This window comes from Pseudomonas gingeri (assembly GCF_013386115.1).
Classification (GTDB): Bacteria; Pseudomonadota; Gammaproteobacteria; order Pseudomonadales; family Pseudomonadaceae; genus Aquipseudomonas; species Aquipseudomonas gingeri.
This window is the reverse complement of record NZ_JACAOR010000012.1, coordinates 35,349-54,419: the sequence shown is the minus strand read 5'-3', so window position 1 is coordinate 54,419 and position 19,071 is coordinate 35,349. Positions and strand designations below refer to the sequence as shown.

23 protein-coding genes are annotated in these 19,071 nt (G+C 66.2%); 14 read left to right on the top strand and 9 right to left on the bottom strand.

What is annotated here, in order from left to right; translation table 11 throughout:
• Window positions 1-31: 31 nt before the first annotated feature.
• Window positions 32-568 carry an RNA polymerase sigma factor gene (locus HX881_RS23775; RefSeq protein ID WP_017126722.1) on the bottom strand — a complete coding sequence of 179 codons (537 nt, stop codon included), beginning with the start codon at window positions 566-568 and terminating at the stop codon, window positions 32-34.
• Window positions 569-816: 248 nt separating this feature from the next.
• Between HX881_RS23775 and sctW the strand changes: the two genes are divergently transcribed.
• From sctW to HX881_RS23705, 14 genes are all read left to right on the top strand, one after another.
• A complete protein-coding gene (sctW, locus tag HX881_RS23770) occupies window positions 817-1,911 on the top strand; it encodes a type III secretion system gatekeeper subunit SctW (RefSeq protein WP_177086947.1) in 1,095 nt (364 codons plus the stop codon).
• Window positions 1,911-4,013, top strand: coding sequence for a type III secretion system export apparatus subunit SctV (sctV, locus tag HX881_RS23765; RefSeq protein WP_177086945.1), 2,103 nt, complete (start codon window positions 1,911-1,913; stop codon window positions 4,011-4,013). The genes sctW and sctV overlap by 1 nt, the downstream gene beginning before the upstream one ends.
• Window positions 4,014-4,034: 21 nt before the next feature.
• Window positions 4,035-4,997: an FHA domain-containing protein gene (locus HX881_RS23760; RefSeq protein ID WP_177087007.1), complete on the top strand. Its 963-nt coding sequence runs from the start codon at window positions 4,035-4,037 to the stop codon at window positions 4,995-4,997.
• Window positions 4,994-6,343, top strand: a complete 1,350-nt coding sequence (locus HX881_RS23755; protein ID WP_017126719.1) for a FliI/YscN family ATPase — start codon at window positions 4,994-4,996, stop codon at window positions 6,341-6,343. The genes HX881_RS23760 and HX881_RS23755 overlap by 4 nt, the downstream gene beginning before the upstream one ends.
• 2 nt (window positions 6,344-6,345) lie before the next feature.
• A complete protein-coding gene (locus tag HX881_RS23750; protein WP_177086943.1) occupies window positions 6,346-6,789 on the top strand; it encodes a type III secretion protein in 444 nt (147 codons plus the stop codon).
• A gap of 7 nt (window positions 6,790-6,796) precedes the next feature.
• Window positions 6,797-7,354, top strand: coding sequence for a type III secretion system HrpP C-terminal domain-containing protein (locus HX881_RS23745; protein ID WP_246356568.1), 558 nt, complete (start codon window positions 6,797-6,799; stop codon window positions 7,352-7,354).
• Entirely contained in the window at window positions 7,351-8,082 is a 732-nt protein-coding gene (locus HX881_RS23740) for a type III secretion system protein (protein WP_177086941.1), read from the top strand. Before HX881_RS23745 ends, HX881_RS23740 begins: the two co-directional genes overlap by 4 nt.
• A complete protein-coding gene (locus HX881_RS23735) occupies window positions 8,072-8,410 on the top strand; it encodes a FliM/FliN family flagellar motor switch protein (protein ID WP_177086939.1) in 339 nt (112 codons plus the stop codon). Before HX881_RS23740 ends, HX881_RS23735 begins: the two co-directional genes overlap by 11 nt.
• Window positions 8,407-9,060, top strand: coding sequence for a type III secretion system export apparatus subunit SctR (gene sctR, locus HX881_RS23730; protein WP_017126714.1), 654 nt, complete (start codon window positions 8,407-8,409; stop codon window positions 9,058-9,060). Before HX881_RS23735 ends, sctR begins: the two co-directional genes overlap by 4 nt.
• A gap of 8 nt (window positions 9,061-9,068) precedes the next feature.
• Window positions 9,069-9,335: a type III secretion system export apparatus subunit SctS gene (sctS, locus tag HX881_RS23725; RefSeq protein WP_017126713.1), complete on the top strand. Its 267-nt coding sequence runs from the start codon at window positions 9,069-9,071 to the stop codon at window positions 9,333-9,335.
• The gene (sctT, locus tag HX881_RS23720) at window positions 9,335-10,129 is read left to right on the top strand and encodes a type III secretion system export apparatus subunit SctT (RefSeq protein ID WP_017126712.1); all 795 of its coding nucleotides are present in this window, start codon (window positions 9,335-9,337) and stop codon (window positions 10,127-10,129) included. The genes sctS and sctT overlap by 1 nt, the downstream gene beginning before the upstream one ends.
• The gene (gene sctU / locus HX881_RS23715) at window positions 10,126-11,202 is read left to right on the top strand and encodes a type III secretion system export apparatus subunit SctU (protein ID WP_017126711.1); all 1,077 of its coding nucleotides are present in this window, start codon (window positions 10,126-10,128) and stop codon (window positions 11,200-11,202) included. Before sctT ends, sctU begins: the two co-directional genes overlap by 4 nt.
• A gap of 76 nt (window positions 11,203-11,278) precedes the next feature.
• Window positions 11,279-12,241, top strand: coding sequence for a type III secretion system chaperone (locus HX881_RS23710; RefSeq protein ID WP_177086937.1), 963 nt, complete (start codon window positions 11,279-11,281; stop codon window positions 12,239-12,241).
• Complete coding sequence (locus HX881_RS23705) at window positions 12,232-13,731, top strand: hypothetical protein (RefSeq protein ID WP_017126709.1); 1,500 nt, start codon at window positions 12,232-12,234, stop codon at window positions 13,729-13,731. Before HX881_RS23710 ends, HX881_RS23705 begins: the two co-directional genes overlap by 10 nt.
• A 6-nt stretch (window positions 13,732-13,737) precedes the next feature.
• Here the strand turns inward: HX881_RS23705 and HX881_RS23700 are convergent, their stop codons facing one another.
• The 8 genes from HX881_RS23700 to sctJ form a co-directional block, all read right to left on the bottom strand.
• A complete protein-coding gene (locus tag HX881_RS23700; RefSeq protein WP_177086935.1) occupies window positions 13,738-14,097 on the bottom strand; it encodes a type III secretion protein HrpV in 360 nt (119 codons plus the stop codon).
• A 5-nt stretch (window positions 14,098-14,102) separates the two neighbouring features.
• Window positions 14,103-14,318 (bottom strand): HrpT family type III secretion system protein, encoded by a 216-nt coding sequence (gene hrpT / locus HX881_RS23695; protein WP_017126707.1) that lies wholly within the window; start codon window positions 14,316-14,318, stop codon window positions 14,103-14,105.
• Window positions 14,315-16,399 carry a type III secretion system outer membrane ring subunit SctC gene (sctC, locus tag HX881_RS23690; RefSeq protein WP_103032836.1) on the bottom strand — a complete coding sequence of 695 codons (2,085 nt, stop codon included), beginning with the start codon at window positions 16,397-16,399 and terminating at the stop codon, window positions 14,315-14,317. Before sctC ends, hrpT begins: the two co-directional genes overlap by 4 nt.
• Before the next feature lies 1 nt (window position 16,400).
• Complete coding sequence (locus HX881_RS23685) at window positions 16,401-16,832, bottom strand: hypothetical protein (protein ID WP_017126705.1); 432 nt, start codon at window positions 16,830-16,832, stop codon at window positions 16,401-16,403.
• Entirely contained in the window at window positions 16,819-17,043 is a 225-nt protein-coding gene (locus HX881_RS23680) for a hypothetical protein (protein ID WP_017126704.1), read from the bottom strand. The genes HX881_RS23685 and HX881_RS23680 overlap by 14 nt, the downstream gene beginning before the upstream one ends.
• Window positions 17,044-17,139: 96 nt before the next feature.
• Window positions 17,140-17,715, bottom strand: coding sequence for a type III secretion system stator protein SctL (sctL, locus tag HX881_RS23675; protein ID WP_244861811.1), 576 nt, complete (start codon window positions 17,713-17,715; stop codon window positions 17,140-17,142).
• Window positions 17,716-17,737: 22 nt separating this feature from the next.
• The gene (locus HX881_RS23670) at window positions 17,738-18,268 is read right to left on the bottom strand and encodes a type III secretion protein (RefSeq protein WP_177086931.1); all 531 of its coding nucleotides are present in this window, start codon (window positions 18,266-18,268) and stop codon (window positions 17,738-17,740) included.
• Complete coding sequence (gene sctJ, locus HX881_RS23665) at window positions 18,265-19,068, bottom strand: type III secretion system inner membrane ring lipoprotein SctJ (RefSeq protein ID WP_042935514.1); 804 nt, start codon at window positions 19,066-19,068, stop codon at window positions 18,265-18,267. The genes HX881_RS23670 and sctJ overlap by 4 nt, the downstream gene beginning before the upstream one ends.
• Window positions 19,069-19,071 lie beyond the last annotated feature (3 nt).

Genomic DNA, 19,071 nt, shown 5'->3' with positions numbered 1-19,071 from the left:
CGCAAGTGGTTCCAATCTGATGGCAATTGCTTCAGAAAACGCTGGGCACGCTGCGCTTGAGTTGCTCGCGGGCCCGCGACAGCCGTGAACGGACAGTGCCGATCGGCACACCGAGGCTCAGGGCGGTGTCCTGGTAGTTGCCATCCATTTCCAGGCTGACCTGGATCACCTGCTGCATGGTCAGCGGCAAGGTGCCGATGGCCCGGACCACCCGCGCCAGTTGCCGATGACCATCGATCTGCGCGCCGATATCGACGCCATCGGACAGTTCCATGTCCTCGCGATCCTCCCAGCGCTCCTGGAGCGGCTGTTTGTACTGACGGCGGAAATGGTTGCGGATCAGGTTCAGGGCAATGCCGCACAGCCAGGTCTGCGGTCGGGAATCGAAACGGAATTTGTGCTCGTTGCGCAGCGCCTCGAGAAAGGTGCACTGCATGATGTCCTCCACATCATCAGGGTTCATCACCCGTCGCTTGATGAACGATCGCAGTTTCTGCACCTGCTCGGTATTGAGCTGACGGATGCCGGAGGCCTGGGATGAATGGGCAATCGAATCGCTGGAGAGCATAGAGATAAACCATTTCAGGATATGTCCAATGCCTATAGCGATATGTATGCCACCTGTTACATAAAAATAACTGCATGATTTTTATGAATTTTATTTTTTGTTACCGAAGGTTTCTTTGCAATTAGTTGCACAAATCACCTTGCTCCGTACAACCTTTCTTGCACAAATCCTTCCCGACCGAAGGGCTCGATGGAACCGGATGGCGCACCTGACCACTCATGGGTTATCGCCCCTCGAAGTCATGCGCCATGAAGATCGCCGCTCCGACCCTATCGCCTGTCCAGCCACCGGTTATCAACGCCCCGGCCAAGCCGGCGGCGCTGATCGCGCAGAGCACGCCCCACCAGGACAACTCGGCCCAGCAGGTCACCCGCTTCGCCTCGGCCCTGGTGCAGCAGAGCCTCAGCCTGAGCCAGCGCGACCTGATGGCCAGCAGCACCGCCCTGCAATCCAAGGCGGTCAAGCTCGGCGAGCTGTATCAGTTGCTGATGGGCACCCAGGACAAGGGCCTCGACGAGGCGGCCCGGGCGCTGCGGCGGCAGTTGAAAAACCAGGCCGCGACCCTCGCGCAAGTTCTTGCATTCAGCGGTGGCGACGCGGCCAAGGCCCATGTGACGCTCCAGGCCGCCGCCCGGCAGGCCCAGGACGAAGGCGACGACAACGAGCACGTGGTGCTGAGCCAGCAGCTCAAATTGCTGCGCCGCGAACATGGCAGCCGTGCCCAGGCCGGCATGAACACCGCGCGGGCCTTCGCCCGTTCCACCCTGAACCCGCGACGTCGGCAGAACCTGCGCGACCTGTACTACTCCGGGGTGGTCGGCCAGCAGACCATCTCCAGCCTGATCGACACCCTGCTGGGCCTGGAGGAAGGCGAGCGTCAATTCGAACCGACCCTGCGCGACCTGCGCGGCGCCATCGCCGACGACCTCGCGGCCCTGAGCCCGTCCAGCACCCAGCAGCAACTGCGCAACCTCATGCACGGCCTGAACACCGCGCGCCATGTCGCCACCCTGCTGCAGAACAGCGAACACCTGCTGGGGCGCATGCGCGGCAAGAACCCGACCCTGCAACTGAGCGCGCCGTCCTTTCTCAAGCACTTGCTGACCCTCTCGGGCAAGGGCATGAACCTGCAGGAAACCCTGCAACTGACCCAGTACATCGGCGGCCCCAAACTCCGGCACCAGCTGGCCTTTCTCAATGGCCTGCGACCGATGCTGCAACAGTTGCCGATCCTGCTCTGGCGTGACCTCAAGGCGCGCCAGAACGCCCTCGGCAACCTGCTGTTGCTGATGGCCGAGCTGACCCGCCAGGAACAGAGCCTGCCCAAGGGAAAAAGCGCCTGATGGATCACCTGATCAACCTGCTCAACCAGGTCGCCCTGGCGGCCATGCGCCGTTCGGAAATCGTCGGCGCGTTCGTCGTGCTCGCCATCGTCTTCATGATGATCACGCCGTTGCCGACCGGCCTGGTGGATGTGCTGATCGCGATCAACATCTGTATTTCCTGCCTGCTGATCATGCTGGCGATGCACCTGCCGCGCCCCCTGGCGTTCTCGACCTTTCCCTCGGTGCTGCTGATCACCACGATGTTCCGCCTGGCGCTGTCGATCTCCACCACGCGCCTGATCCTGCTGAACCAGGATGCCGGGCACATCGTCGAAGCCTTCGGCCAGTTCGTCGTCGGCGGCAACCTGGCGGTCGGCATGGTGATCTTCATGATCCTCACGGTGGTGAACTTCCTGGTGATCACCAAGGGCTCCGAGCGGGTCGCCGAAGTCGGCGCGCGGTTCACCCTCGACGCCATGCCCGGCAAGCAGATGTCCATCGACAGCGACCTGCGCGCCAACCTGATCAGCGTCCACGAAGCCCGCCGCCGACGCTCCGAACTGGGCAAGGAAAGCCAGTTGTTCGGGGCCATGGACGGCGCGATGAAATTCGTCAACGGCGACGCCATCGCCAGCCTGATCATCGTCGCGATCAACATGATCGGCGGCATCGCCATCGGCGTGGTCCAGCATGGCATGAGCGCCGGCGACGCGGTGCAGCTGTACACCGTGCTGACCATCGGTGACGGCCTGATCGCACAGATCCCGGCGCTGCTGATTTCGGTGACGTCGGGGATGATCATCACCCGCGTCTCCAACAACGACACGCCGGGCGTGGAAGCCAATATCGGCCGCGAGATCGCCGAGCAGATCACCAGCCAGCCCAAGGCCTGGATCATCGCCTCGGTGGCGATGCTCGGCTTCGCCGCCCTGCCCGGCATGCCCACCGCGGTGTTTGTCATCATTGCCCTGATCTGCGGCTGCGGCGGCATGCTGCAACTGCAACGGGCCAGGCCCAAGGCGCCCCAGGCCCAGCCGATCTTCGTCGCGCCGGAAAACAACGGCAAGGAAGACCTGCGCACCTTTATCCCCAGCCGCCAGTTCCTGTTGCAGTTCCACCCGCAACAGAACGCGGCGCAGATCGAGGAACTGGTCAGCGAGATCCGCCAGCGGCGCAACCGCCTGGTGGTGCAGTACGGCCTGACGCTGCCGTCCTTCATCATCGAGACCGCCGAGCACCTGGAGCCCGACGAGTTTCGTTTTTCGGTCTACGAAGTACCGCTGCTCAAGGCCACCTTCAACCAGACCCACGTCGCGGTCGACGCCCAGGTGCTCGATGCGAGCCAGGTCGAACAGGCGGTGGCCGGCAGCCTCGACCGCCAGGAAAACCAGTGGGTGTGGATGCCGGCCGATGCGCCGCAGCTGCAAGCCGAACGGCTGGAAACCGTCAGCGCCAGCACCCTGATCGTCGAACGCATGGAGCGGGCCTTGCAGGCCTGCGGTCCGCAGTTCATCGGCTTGCAGGAGACCAAGGCGATCCTCGGCTGGCTGGAGTCCGAGCAACCCGAGCTGGCCCAGGAGATGCAGCGGGTCCTGCCGCTGGCGCGGTTCTCCGCCGTGCTGCAACGCCTGGCCTCGGAGTGCGTGCCGCTACGGGCGATCCGCGTCATCGCCGAAACCCTGATCGAACACGGCCAGCACGAACGGGATATCACCGCTCTCACCGACTACGTGCGCATCGCCTTGAAGTCGCTGATCTACAACCAGTACAGCAGCCCCGCCGGCCTGCTGGTGTGGCTGCTGACCCCGGAAAGCGAAGGCATCCTGCGCGACGGCCTGCGCCAGACCCAGACCGAGACTTTCTTTGCCTTGAGCAGCGAGACCAGCCTGTTGCTGGTGCAGCAACTGCGCATCGCCTTCCCCCTGCGCACCAGCGAGCGCGCCGTGCTGCTGGTGGCCCAGGACCTGCGCAGCCCGTTGCGCACCCTGTTGCAGGACGAGTTCCACCACGTGCCCGTGCTGTCGTTCGCCGAAATCAGCAACGCCGCCGAAGTCAAGGTCCTGGGTCGCTTCGACCTGGAAGACGATATGCAACCGCTGGAGGACGAGTATGCGGCCTGATACTGCAGGGAGCCCCGCATGATGTACGAACTGCGGGTATTGAACGGCCTGCACCAGGGCGCCGCGTTGCCGCTGGTGGGCGAGCAGTGGTTGATCGGTGCCGACGCCGATCACGACCTGGCCCTCTACGATCCCGGCGTGGCGGCCCGGCATTGCCGGCTGACACGCAGTGCCGATGGCTGGACCCTGAGCGCCGAAGACAGCCTGATCAACGACGATGAGGGCCACGCCCACAGCCTCACCGAACTGACGCCGAACCAGACCTTTGCCCTGGGCAATGTCTGGCTGTGCCTTGCACCCGCCGAAGACGCCTGGCCGCTGGTGCCGGTGGCCCATGACAACGCTTCCCGCCCGGCGGCCTTCGACCCCCGGGCCGATGAGTTCGCCGCCTCCGCGCCGCTGGAGAAAGTCAGTGCCCGCGCGGGCTGGTTCAGCCGGCGCAATGCCCTGCTGGTCGGCGTGCTGTTGAGCCTGCTCGGCGGCGCCTGGGTCTGGAACCGCAGCAGCGTCAGCCAGCCGACCGCACCACCGGCGCCGCCCATTGCCAGCCCGGCGAAGGCTGCGCACGTCGAACCACCGGCTCCGGGCAAGACCCGCCTGGCCAGCCGCGAAGACACCCGTCGCCTGCTCAATACCCTGCTCAGCGATCGCCTGCTGACCGACGTGCGCATCGAAGACAGCGTCGACGGCCTGACCCTCGCAGGCGGCCTCAAGGGCGATGCCCTGTCGGTCTATCAGCGGATGCTCCAGCGTTTCCACGAACGCTATGAATCGGCCGTGCCTATTGTCGACAGCGTGGTCCCGGTCAGCAGCGGCCTGCCTTTCGTCATCGTCCAGGTGATTTCCGGCGCCAATGGTCACCTGGTCACCGATGACGGCCACCGTCTGTATGTCGGTGACGAACTCAACGGGCTGCGCCTGACCCGCATCGACGACCAGCGCATCGAATTCGAAGGCGACCAGCATTACGAGGTGCGCTGGTGAGTGCCGCCCTCGCCCAGTGGACCCGCGAGCAGACCCGCCGCCTGACGCAACTGTCGGCGGTGCAGGTCAGCGGGCGGGTCTCGGCGGTCAACGGCATCCTGCTGGAATGCCAGATTCCCGCGGCGAAGATCGGCGACCTGTGCGAAGTGAGCAAGGCCGACGGCAGCAGCATGCTGGCCGAGATCGTCGGCTTCACCACCCAGTGCACCCTGCTCAGCGCCCTGGGCACGCCCGATGGCATCCAGGTCGGGGCGCAGATCCGGCCCCTGGGCATGGCCCACCGGATCGGCGTCGACGACAGCCTGCTCGGTTGTGTCCTCGACGGTTTCGGTCGGCCACTGCTGGGCGATGGCGAAGGCGCTTTCGCCGGCCCCTATGACACCCGCGAAACCATGCCGGTGATCGCCGATGCGCTGCCGCCGACCCAGCGTCCGCGGATCACCGCCGCACTGCCCACCGGCATCCGCGCCATCGACAGCGCGATCCTGCTCGGCGAAGGCCAGCGGGTCGGCCTGTTTGCCGGGGCCGGTTGCGGCAAGACCACCCTGCTCGCGGAAATGGCCCGCAACATGGCCTGCGATGTGATCGTCTTCGGCCTGATCGGCGAGCGTGGCCGGGAGTTGCGCGAGTTCCTCGACCACGAACTGGATGACACCCTGCGCCGGCGCTCGGTGCTGGTCTGCGCCACCTCCGATCGTTCGAGCATGGAGCGCGCCCGCGCGGCGTTTACCGCCACGGCCATTGCCGAGGCCTACCGGCAGCGCGGCCTGAAGGTGCTGCTGCTGATCGACTCGCTGACCCGTTTCGCCCGCGCCCAGCGCGAAATCGGCATTGCCGCCGGCGAGCCGCTCGGTCGTGGCGGCCTGCCCCCTTCGGTCTACACCCTGCTGCCACGCCTGGTGGAGCGCGCGGGCATGAGCGAGAACGGCTCGATCACCGCCCTCTACACCGTACTGATCGAACAGGACTCGATGAACGACCCGGTGGCCGACGAGGTCCGCTCGCTGCTCGACGGTCATATCGTGCTGTCGCGCAAACTCGCCGAGCGCGGGCACTACCCGGCCATCGACGTGCCCGCCAGCATCAGCCGGATCCTCAGCAACGTCACCGGCCGCGCGCACCAGCAGGCCAACAACCGCCTGCGTCGGCTGATGGCCGCCTATCGCCAGGTGGAGATGCTCCTGCGCCTGGGCGAATACCAGCCCGGCGCCGATCCGGTCACCGATTGCGCGGTGCAGCTCAACGACGCCATCAATGATTTCCTGCGCCAGGACCTGCGTGAGCCGGTGCCGCTGGAAACCACGATGGACCTGCTCACCCGCCTGACCTCGCAGTTGCCCGAGTGACCATGGACGAAGAACTCGAAGCCGACCCCAACCACGTCGCCATGGCCCAGGTGATCCAGATCCTCACGCCGTTGCGCCAGCACCGCCAGGCCAGCGCCGAGCGCGCCCAGCGCCGCTTGCAGCAGGAGCTGGAAACACTGCGCCAGCAGCTCCTGCACAGCGAGCAGTCCTGGCTCCAGGAGCGCGACAACCAGCGGGTTCGCCGTCGGCAGCTGTCCCAGGCGCACCTGCAACAGACCCTGGAGTTGAACGAGGTCGAGCGCTGGCATGAAAAAGAGCGGCGCATGCTCGACCGACTGGCCTTTATCCAGCAGGACGTCAGGCAGTTGCGCCAGCAGATCGAGCAGCACCAGCAGCGCTTGGAGCAGGCCCGGATGGAAGCCAGGGCCCGTCAGCGCGCCGTGGAAAAACTCGCCTGCATGAGCGAGAACCTGAATGAGGAATGACTCCGCGATGACCACTCCGATCAAGCCCGCGCCCCCGCACCCGGCGCACCGGCCGGCTCCTGCCGCACGAGCCCCGCAGGCCGAGAACCGCCTGCCTTCGCCGGCCTTTCCGCGCCGCGCCGAGACCGAGCGCGCACGCCAGTCCGGGGGCGCGTTCGGTGCCAGTCGCGACAGCGGCGAGATGATCGCCGACGGCCTGTTCTTCGAGCAACTGCTGGCGCCGTCCGCCAGCGACCAGGGCGACCAATCTGAGCAGCACGGCGGCTCGGGTTTCAGCCTGTTCCAGGCCGCCGAGGCCATTCCCACGCAGTTGATCGACGAACTGGCTCTGCAACTGCCGGCCCGCGGCGACCGGCCTTTCAGCGCCACCTTGCTGATGCCCAACCTGGGCAAGGTCCAGGTCCGTGCCGGCAGACGGGACAACCAGTGGACCATCGACCTGGGCTTTGAACGCGCCGACGTGCTCAATCGCCTGAGCAACAATCGGCAGGCCTGCGAGGATGCCTTCAGCCAGGCCCTGGGCCGGGAAGTGAACCTGTCCCTGCACGGAACCGGAACAGCATGACGCCCCTGGCATTGCGCCCGGTGTCGCGGACACTGGCCAGCGCCAGCCGCCTGCTCGGCCGTGGCCGCTGGCTGGAATATCCGCTGCGTGGCGCTGTGGCCCGGCTGAGCCTGAGCCCGTTGCTCGCGGCCGATCAGCCCAGCCCCGACGAGCGCACCTGGACCACCCTCGACAGCGCCCGGGGCCGCTTGCACCTGACCGACGCCGACGCCGTGCTGAGCCTGTTCGGCGAAGTGCCCGTGGTGACCGGCGGACCGTTGCAGGCCTGGTACTGGCAATACCTGAACCAGCAACTGAGCCCACCGCTGGCCGCCTTGCTGGCGCCCCTGGAACCGCGGCTACCGGCGGATGACGAGCGCGCCGGACACATCGCCTGCCGACTCGTGGTGCACTGCGCCGACGAGTCGGTGCAGGCACGCCTGAGTTGCGATGCGCAGACCCTGATCCACCTGCTGGACGCCCTGCCCTGGCAGGCCCTCGAACAACCCTTGCCCGAGGATTGGCCGCTGCCCGCGCCGCTGGTCCTCGGCGAGCTGAGCCTGACCCTGAACGAACTGCGCTCGCTGCGCCCCGGCGATGTGCTGCTGCCCGGCCGCGCCTACTTCGATTGCGCCGGGCAAGGCGTGCTGCACCTCGCCGCCCGGACCTGGCGCGTCGCCACCGGCGTCGCCAACGACACGCTGCTTGTACAGCTCAACCATGAGGAAACCCCGCACGATGGACAATGATGCACTGTACGAAGACGTGCCGGTGGCACCGGACGACCAGGACGAGGCACCGCCCCCGACACAGGAACTGGGGCTGGAGCAGCAACCCGAACAGCCGCCATCGCCCCTGGCTGGCCTGAACCTGGACCTGACCATCCGCAGCGGCAGCATCAGCCTGCCCCTGTACGCCCTCCAGCGCCTGGCGCCGGGGGTGGTGCTGGAAGTCACCGGCGTGGTCCCCGGCGAGGCGACCCTGTGCCATGGCGAGCGCGTGGTGGCCCACGGCGAGCTGGTGGACGTGGAAGGTCGGCTCGGCCTGCAGATCACCCGGATGGTATTCGACCGATGATCCTGGATGGCATGAACCCGATCATGCTCGCGCTGTTTCTCGGCGCGTTGTCCCTGATCCCGCTGTTCCTGATCGTCTGCACCGCGTTCCTGAAGATTTCCATGGTGCTGCTGATCACCCGCAACGCCATCGGTGTGCAGCAGGTACCGCCGAACATGGCGATGTACGGCATTGCCCTGGCCGCGACGATGTTCGTCATGGCGCCGGTGGCCCATCAGATCCAGCAACGGGTCCACGACAACCCGCTGGAAATCGGCAGCACGGAAAAACTGCAATTCAGCGCCAACACCGTCATGGAACCGATCGAGCGCTTCATGACCCGCAACACCGATCCCGACGTGCAGGCCCACCTGCTGGAAAACACCCACCGCATGTGGCCCGCCGAGATGGCCGAGAAGGCCAGCAGCAGCGACCTGCTGCTGGCGATCCCGGCGTTCGTGCTGTCGGAGCTGCAGGCCGGGTTCCAGATCGGGTTCCTGATCTACATCCCGTTTATCGTCATCGACCTGATCGTCTCCAACCTGCTGCTGGCCCTGGGCATGCAGATGGTCTCGCCGATGACCATCTCGCTGCCCCTCAAGCTGTTGCTGTTCGTGCTGGTCCAGGGCTGGTCGCGCCTGCTCGACAGCCTTTTCTATTCCTATCTGTGAGACCTGCCGTGGAAGCGTTGGCACTGTTCAAGCAAGGCATGTTCCTGGTGGTGATCCTTACCGCGCCGCCCCTCGGCGTGGCGGTCCTGGTGGGGGTGATCACCTCACTCTTGCAAGCGTTGATGCAGATCCAGGACCAGACGCTGCCGTTCGGCATCAAGCTCGCCGCCGTCGGCCTGACCCTGGCCGCGACCGGCCGCTGGATCGGGGTCGAACTGATCCAGTTCATCAACCTGTCCTTCGACCTGATCGCGCGCACCGGTGGTGCCCATTGATGCCGTTCAACGCCGAGAGCGCCTTCGAGCTGATGCTCGGCATGGGCCTGGCCATGGCGCGGATCCTGCCCTGCCTGATCCTGGTCCCGGCCTTTTGCTTCAAGCACCTCAAGGGCCCGCTGCGCTATGGCGTGACCTGCGCCCTGGCGCTGATCCCGGCGCCGAGCATCGGTCGCGCCCTGGCCCTGGAAAACGACGCCTGGTTCACCATCGCCGGGCTGCTCCTGAAGGAATCGGTACTGGGCATTCTCCTGGGCCTGTTGCTGTACGCGCCGTTCTGGATGTTCGCCACCGTCGGCGCCTTGCTCGACAGCCAGCGCGGCGCCCTCAGCGGCGGCCAGCTCAACCCGTCCCTCGGGCCGGACGCGACGCCCCTGGGCGAGTTGTTCCAGGAGGCGCTGATCATGCTGGTGATCCTCAGCGGCGGGCTGTCGTTGATCACCCAGGTGATCTGGGACAGCTATGAAGTCTGGCCGCCCACCGTCTGGGTGCCGGGGCTGAATGTCGGCGGCCTGGACGTCTTTCTCGGCCAACTCAACCAGACCCTGCAACACGCGCTGCTTTATGCCGCGCCCTTTATCGGCCTGCTGCTGTTGATCGAAGTGGCATTCGCCATCATCGGTCTCTACGCCCAGCAACTGAACGTCTCGGTCCTGGCGATGCCGGCCAAGAGCATGGCCGGCCTGGCGTTCCTGCTGATCTACCTGCCGACCCTGCTGGAACTGGGCAACGGCCAGTTGCGGCAACTGCTGGACCTCAAGCATCTGCTCGGCCTGCTGGTGCAGGTGCCATGAGCGAAAAAACCGAAAAGGCCACGCCCAAGAAGCTGCGCGACGCCCGTGAAAAAGGCCAGGTGGGACAAAGCCAGGACCTGGGCAAGCTGCTGGTGCTGATGGTGGTCAGCGAGGTCGCCCTGGGCATGGCCGACGACAGCGTGGCGCGCCTGGAACACCTGATGTCGCTGACCCTGCGGCGCATCAACCAGCCGTTCCTCAGCAGCCTGACGGAAATGACCGGCGAGGCCACCTGGCTGCTGATCAGCTTCATCCTGATGAGCGTCGGCCTGGCGATGCTGATGCGCATGGTCGGCAGCTGGGTGCAGATCGGTTTCCTGTTCGCGCCCAAGGCCCTGAAGATCGACTTCGGCAAGCTCAATCCCATCAGCCACCTGAAGCAGATGTTCTCCGGGCAGAACCTGATGAACCTGCTGCTGAGCATCCTCAAGGCGGTGGCGATCGGCACCACCCTCTATGTCTCGATCAAGCCGGTGCTGGGCACCCTGGTGCTGCTGGCGGATTCGGACCTGAACACCTATTGGCATGCCCTGCTGACGCTGTTGCGCAGTGTCCTGCGCACCACCCTCGGCCTGCTGCTGGCGATAGGCATGATCGACTTCGCCCTGCAGAAGTATTTCCACGCGAAGAAAATGCGCATGAGCCACGAGGACATCAAGAAGGAATACAAGGAGTCCGAGGGCGACCCGCACGTCAAGGGCCATCGCCGCCAACTGGCCCATGAACTGCTCAACGAGGAACCGCGCACGCCGCCCAAGCCGGTGGAAGACGCGGACATGCTGCTGGTCAATCCGACCCACTTCGCCGTGGCGCTCTACTACCGCCCCGGCCAGACACCGCTGCCGCTGATCCACTGCAAGGGCGAGGATGCCGACGCCCTGGCGCTGATCGAACGTGCCCGGCGCGCGAAGATTCCGGTGGTGCAGAGCGTGTGGCTGGCGCGCACTTTGTACAAGGTCAGGACCGGCAAATACATCCCCCGTCCGACCCTGCTCGACGTGGCTCATATCTACCAGGTGATCCGCCAGCTCGATGAAGTCACCGACGAGATCATTCAGCTCGAAGAAGACTGATCCAGAGCCTTCCGATTCATCAAACTGACATGTTGTTGCGCTCAAATGGGCTTCAAAAGCCCCATAGGTAGAGCCCATGCAATCACATGTTCGCCCACCCGCTGCAAAAGGCCCGCAAATCCCCATTCCAGACGCTGCGGCGAGCTGGTTCCTGAACGCGGCGAGGCAGCTCGGGCTGGCGGATCCGCAGGCTCGCGACTTCGCCCGCAGCGGTGAATTGCCCCTGCCTGGCCTGACCCTGCAACTGGTGCAGTGGCAGCAGCAACCGGTGGCACAATGGCTGGCACTGGGCTGGTTGCAACGCCCCCTCGACTGCACGCCGGCGCTGTGGAGCGAGCTGCTGTTGCGGGCCAATTGCGCCACCAGTGCGATGAGCACCTGCGCCGGCGCACTGGATGATCACGGCAACGCGGTACTGGTCTCGCGCCTGCAATACCAGCCGTACTCGGACACCCGCTACCTGGCCGCCGAACTCAGTCACTTGCTGGCCCTGGGCGAAAGCCTGATTGCCGGCGCCACGGCCTTGAGCTCGCCTCTCGCCACCGGCAACGCAGCGGCCGGCCCGCCACCGGCGGCAAGTCCCGCGGCCCGGGCACAGGCGCAAGCGGCCATGGCGCAGACCTGGCATCGCCCGCTGCTGGAACAGGTCTTGCGCCACCTTGGCATCGCCCCGCCGCCGGCGGCGCCGGAAACCGTCGGCGTGATCCGGCTCAATGGTCGCGCGCTGGAAATCATTGCCGACAGCGACCAGCGTCACCTGCTGGTCAGCACCGCCATCGATGCCCCGCTGCACGGCAGCGACCAGCGCGAACTCGCACTGCGCGCCAACCTGCAACTGATGACGCTTACCGGTTGTGCCATCGCCCTTGCCCCACAGGGTGCCTGCCTGCAGGCCCGCTGGGACAGCCAGGGCCTGGACGCCCAGGCCTTTGTCGACTGGCTGCTGGACTTCGCCGCCTTCGCCGAAAGTTTCGCCACGCCTTCCGCGCCCGAAACCACGCCCACCAGAACCCAGCTGAGGAACCCGACATGGTCTTGAGAACACAGGCGCCCACGGTCAACGCCACGCCGCCGACAGCGGCCATCGAACTGGCTGTGCGTACTCCGGGCGCCGTGGAAAACGCCCAGGTGGCCGTCGCGCCCCCCGGCTTCACCGCCCGTGCGGCCCAGGCGGCGAGCGGCATGGGCCAGGCGTTTCATCGCCAGTGCCTGGCGCCCGCGTGGAAGGGCATGAATGCCGCGGGAACGGCGATGTACCAGGGTGGCGTCAGCGCCGGCAACAGCATCCGGCACACCGCCGTGCAAAGCTGGGCCGACACCGCCGCCAACCTGCCGTCCGGGCGCAGTACCCTGGCCGCCGCCGGGCAGACCCTGCAGCAGATGGTCACCTGCGGGCTGCCGACCTACGCCCGTGAAGTCGCCTTCATGCACACCTACAGCGCCCTGGCCGAGGGCCTGGCGCAGAAGAGTCCGGGCGGTGCGCTGGCCTTGCAGGCGGCAATCTCGCTGGCCACCGTCGCCAGCCATGTGTATGTCCGCCAGCCGCGCCTGGATCGCCTGGGCGCCGAATCCACCGTCGCCGTGCGCGGGCATTTCGCCCTCAGCGAGCGGCAATGGAACGCCCTCGGTGCCGACCAGCAGCAGGCCCGGCGCGAGCAGATGCAGCGCGACTCGCGCAATGTCACCCGCAACCAGATTGCCGCCGAAGCGATCTACCTCGGCCTCGGCGCCCTTGGCGCGGCCCGGGGCGATGGCGCCTTGAGCGCGCGGATCCTGGCGACCCAGTTGCGCAACGTGATCTATGCCCTGTCGCGGGAAACCATGCAGGCCAGCCTGAGCATGACCGGCAAGCACGACGACACCAAGACCCACGGCGTCAACGAAGACAATATGGCGCTGCTGGGCTGGGCCTACGGCACCATGACCCTGACCATGGGGTTTATCCAGGACTCCATCAGCCCCAAGACCCTGCCACCGGGCCAGACCCTGTCGAGCCCGGCCCTGACCGGCGCCGACCACCAGCCGTTGCGCGGCGACGCCCTGGCCCGCTCGATCCAGACCCTGGCGGGCACCCGCGCGGCGTTCAACACCGTCACGGCAATTATCGACGGCCACCTGCAAAAGCATTTCGACACCCGGCAGGCGGGCACCACCCAGCAGTTCGAGGCCAGCCTGCCGCTCAAGGATTATGGGCGTCTGTTCGATCAGTCGCCGGCGCGGGTGGCCTGGACCTCGCTGGCCAGCGCCATCAACATGGCCATGGGGGAATTGACGCGGGGCGGGACGACACCGGCCCTGTCCAGCTTCCTCGGCAACAGCGGCACCGCCCTGGCCATGGGCCTGGCCTATCGCACCATGAACCAGACATTCCAGGCCCACGGCAGCGTGCGCAAGGCCATCGACGCCCCGCCACCGGCCGCCACGGCGGTGGAACCGGTACAGGCGCGGATCGAGGCTCAGGCGGGGATGGTCAACCGCAGGGGCAACACACGGGTCGCCCGCGCCGCCCTGGCGGACGACGCGGTCTAGGCCGCGTCAGTGCGGGGAGTCGTTGAGGTGTTCAAGCCCCGCCAGCATCAGTTGATGCTGGCGGATCTGATCCAGTGACGGGCTCCCCTCGCCACCGCCCGGCACCGCGTGCCAGACGACAAAGTTGCGCTGGGGATCGAGGAACAGGAAGTAATCGGGGAAGCGATGGGATTGGGTGAAACGCCGCTCGAGGGTTTCACGCAGTTGTTGAGGTTTCAGCGCACGCTTCTCGATATGCAGGGCAATCCCCCAGTCGTGATGCTCACGTCGACTGAGGAAGGACACCCCACTGACCAGAGGCCAGATCGCATCCTGCTCTGCTGCTACCCGCTCGTAAAACGCCGCCTTACCGGAAACGCGAATCATGACGCTTAGTCCTTCAATGGCACGACTGTAAAATCGAGTACTCGTTCGGGGCCTTCCAGACCGTGGCGCATCTCCTCGGGCCACCAGATCACCAGGCTGCGATCGGTGGAATCCGGCCGGCTGCACGCCAGGCCCGTACAACCCACCGGCGGCGGCGCGGTACTGCAGCCGGCCAGCATGACCCCCAGTCCCGCCAGCGCGAGACAGATCAACTTGTTCATGGTTTCGCTCCCTTGAGCAGTGAAGCGCGGGCCTGGGCATTGCCCTGGGCGGCCCTGGGCTGGCGCAGGGCGATGAACACTTCGCTTTCCTCTCCCGGTTGCAACCAGGCATGGGGCCAGGCCGCAACCCCGAGCACCCAGCGCCCGCCACAGCCGCTCTCGTCGACACGCACCGGCTGGGTCCCGGTATTGCGCGCCACCACCACCGCCACGCCCCAGGTCTTGTGGCCGTACCACTGGGCTCGCTGGCGGTCGATGACCAGGCCACCGCCGGAATCGCAGAGACTGTCCGGCACGAACGGCAAGGCGCCGCCGCTGCTGAAACCGCTCGGCTGCAGGCCGTCGAGCAACTGGGTAAAGGTGTTCTGCACCTGGATCCGCGTCGGCTGCGCCTCGCTGCGGCGCTTGTCGATGCGCTGGCCGGCGGCGTCGATATCGTCGGGGTTGCCGTTCTCGACATACCGCGCCGGGTCGACCTGGTCGCCGATCAGCCGCGGTGTGAGAATGAACAACCGCTCGCGCTTGGTGGTGCGATGGCTGGTGGAGGTGAACAGCACCTTGCCGATCACCGGGATATCGCTGAGCCAGGGAATCCGGCTGATCTTGTCGTTGGACTCCAGGCCGTGAAACCCGCCGACCACCAGCGAACCACGCTCGGCAACGATCGCCTGGGTGCTGACATTGCCCTTGCGCACGCTGGGCTGGGTGACATTGAGCACCGACTGGTCGATCTGCCCGTCCTCGATATCGAGGATCAACTGCACCTGCGACTTGCCATTGCCGTTCAGCGAGCGCGGGATCACCTGCAGGCTGGTGCCGGCGGTAATCGGCTGGATATCGGCGACCCGCTCACCGGTGGCGGTGATGTACTCGGTGCGGCTGAAGTCGATGACCGCCGGCTGGTTTTCCAGGGTCAGGATCGACGGGTTGCCCACCACGGTCGCGGCGCCCCTGGCCTCCAGCGCATGCACCGCCAGGGCGAACCGCCCGGAGTTTTCCGCCGACAGGGTCGCCCCCGAATCGAGCAGCGAGCCGCTGACATTGGTACCGCCGGCCCAGACGTTCCAGCTGCTGGAGAGTTCGGCCAGGTCGTCGCGGTTGATGTCGAGGATCACCGCATCGATCTCGATCAGGTTGCGCGGCTGATCGAGCTGCTTGACCAGCTCCTGGTACAAGGCCTTGCGCTTGGGCAGGTCATAGATCAGCACGGCGTTGTTGCGCACATCGGCGCTGACGCGGATCCGCGACTTGCTGCCGCCGGGCGTGCCGCCATGGCTGTTCTTGGCGCCAGCGGTGGTGTTGGCCAGGACCCGGTCCAGGCCTTGCTGGAGGCTGTCGTTATCCAGGCCGCCGAGCAGGGTCGACGAGGCACCGTAGGGATTGCTGCCCTGGCCGCCGCCCAGGCCCGCACCCTGCAACAGGTTGGCGGCGTTCACCGTGTCTCCCCGTGCACGACTTTCCAGCAGGTCCTGGAGAATGGTCGCCACGCCGGCCACCGTCAGTTGCTGGTCGCGGTAGCGGATGGTACGGTCGGCGGCGTTGGCGTAACGCAGCGGCAGCACCACCACATCCTGTTTTTCGTCCGGGGTGTCGACCTTGCGGCTGTACTCGCGAATCATCTCGACGTAGCGCGGCGGTCCGCTGACCAGCACCACGCCCTCGTCGGGCAAGGCGCCCCAGCCGAAACGCGGATCGAGCAGGCCGACATCGGTCAGTGCGCTCTTGAGGTCATCCGCCGCATCCTGGGACACCTCGATACGGGCCGAGGTCTGCTGGTCGGTCGGACTGACATACAGCGTTTCGTTGTACACGAACCACTGGAAGTGATGCTCCTGCCCCAGCCGATCGAGAAAGGCCTGGGGACTGGCGGCGCGGATACGACCGTCGACCACGCCGTCCAGCGGGCCCATTTCCAGGCCGATGCCGAATTCCCGGGCAAAGTCCTCCAGGGTCGTCGCCACATCGGCCTGCTTGGCGTCATAGGCATACGCCGTGTGCTTCCACGCCGGCGGAACCACCGCCAGGGCCGGGGCACCGGCCCACATCAACAACCACGGTAACCACCAGGCAACCTTGCGCATTTCAGACTCCCGGCTGCCAGCTGTGAAGGGTCGGACGCCCGGAGGCGCTGGCCGCCAGGCTGTCGAGGGTGGTGCGCAACAGGCTGAGCATCGCCGCCCGTTGGTTGGCCAGGTTCTCCAGGCGTTCGAGCAGGCGTTGCGGCGGACACGGCCGCGGCTGCCAACTGACCAGGACCAGGCAATGGCTGTCGGGATCAATGGCCAATGCGCCCTCGCAGTGGCAGGCCACGCTGGCCGCGCCCTGGTTCAGGAGTGCCGTCACCCGTTCCGGGTCGGCCGCATCATAGGGATCCAGCACATCGATACTGCAGCGCACGCCGCCTTCGATGGCGACGAGCCGGGCGTTCGCATCATCGATCCAGCAGTCCAGCGGGGTGCCGGAAGACTGCTCGCACCACTGGACGACGATCGCCGTGAAATCACTGAATTCCATCGATGATCGACTTTGTCAGGCCATGTTGGGCGCGCAGCCCTTCGCTCATCACCGAAGTGGCGGTGGCCATTTTCTGCGCCGCATCGGTAAACGCCATCATGTCCTCCACCGAACCGCTTTCGGCGGCGGCCATGGCGGCGTCATCGGTGCCGGTCTGGTTGTGGGTAAACGAGTGATCGAGGCGATGTTGCAAGGCTTTGAAACTGATCATCGAGGTCGCTCCAGCGAGGTGATGCCTGTGAGTGGAGCAAAGCCGCCAGTGGGTTCCACTTTTTCCACGGCCGATGACCGCCAGGCGCACCCGCTGTCATTCACCGCGCAGCGACAGGCAACGCACCAGGCCTTCCCAATCCAGTTCGAAGGTCCCGGTGTCGCTGCTCAGGCGCAGCGCCTGGGGTCCGAGAAAGGCGTCTTCGCGCAGTTGCCAGAGCTGCGCGAAGCGACTGCTCGCCAACCATGCCTGGACCTCGTCGAACAGCCCCGGGGAACAACTGAGCACCGCACTCACCGCCTGGCGCTGACTGCCCGCGAGGTGGCCGACCAGGGCGCGGACCCGCTCGGCGGGACCGGTTTCGCCGAACAGGCGGGTCATGGCGGCGACCAGCACGCTCTCGGCCGACACCAGCACTTCCTGGTGCAGGGCTTCGCGCTCGCTGTCGAGAGCCTGGAGAAAATCATTGGCCTGTTCCCAGAACTGGCCGAGGGCCTGGTCAAGATAGCGCTGGCATTGTTCACGGGCGTCCGCCAGCAAACGCTCGGCCTCTGCCCGGGCCGCCGCCAGGACATCCGTGGCTTCCTGCGCCTGGGCCAGTTGTTCCAGGCGCACGATGGGCGAGTGTGGCAGCGCCGAGGCGCCGAGGGACAAGCGTCTGAGACTCAGCACGATAACGGGCTCCAGGGGCGGCTCATGGGGTTCCGACCCGCCAGAGTATGGCGCGCCAGAGGGTATCGAGTTTCTGCCGTGGCAGATCCGCCAGCGGCTCCAGCCGCTCATCCGGCGCCCAGGCCAGGCGCAGGCGTGACCAGAACGGCGCGCCCAGCCAGCTGGCCAGCAACACCCGTGCGTCCACCGTCGGCTGATCGAGCCACAGGCCAGGACGCAGGGCTTTCGCCAGGCTGCGGCACCATTGCCCGTGGCGTTCGGGAACCGTGGGCTGGTGCGGGAGCGGCGCGCAGCAGATCGACCGGGCGAGCAACAGCGCCTGCTCGCGCTGCTCGGCGGTCAGGGACAACCACAGCGCGACATCGGCATCGACAGGCGGCGGCTGGCTGGGCATCACCCCCAGCGCCTCCAGCAGTTCACCGTGTCGGCTGCCGGCCAGGGCCGCGGCGTGGCCGGCATCCAGTCCGCGCGTTGCGAGGAGTCGCAGGCGCCAGTCGGGATGGGCCCAGCGCCAGGTGCAACACCACCAGTTCACCCAGTCGAGTTCGTTCACAGCCGCGCCGGGTAGCGGGAAGCGTTGCGCCGACCGGGAAGCAAGCGCCCCAGCAGCGCCTGGCGCCAGTCGGCCCGCAGGATCAGGACGATCAGCAGCAGCAACAGCAAGACGCCGGCCACTGCCGCGAGCAGCGCCGAGTTCCAGAAGCCCTGGTCGCGGCTGTCCACCAGGAACGGCCCGAACGCCACCAGTTTCTGTTTGTCTTCGAACTCCACCGCCGGTACGAAGACGATGGCGAATTTCTTCGAGTTCAGGGTTTCCTGGGACATCCCTGGAATACTGCTGGCGACCATCTGCTGGATACGCCCGCGCACACTGTCCGGGTCCAGCGCCGAGGTGTGCTTGATAAACACCGCCGCCGAGGCCGGCTGCACCGGTTCGCCCGGCGCGATGCGTTCGGGCAGCACCACATGCACCCGGGCCACGACCACCCCGTCGATCTGCGACAGGGTCGACTCCAGCTCCTGGGACAAGGCGTAGATGTAGCGTGCCCGTTCTTCAAGCGGCGTGGAGATCACCCCTTCCTTCTTGAAGATTTCCCCCAGGCTGGTGCGGGTGCGCCGCGGCAGGCCCGCCGCGTCGAGGACACGCACCGCGCGATTGATGTCGTGACTGGAGACGATCACCGTCACGCCGACCTTCTCCGCCTGTTTGTGCGCCTCGATATGCTGGTCGGCCAGTTGCGCGATCACTTCGTTGGCATCCTGCTCGGACAGGCCACCGAAGAGCTTGCTTTCATCGCTGCAGCCGGCGAGCAGCGACAGGCACAACAGCAGGAGCGGCCAGAGCGATCTCACACG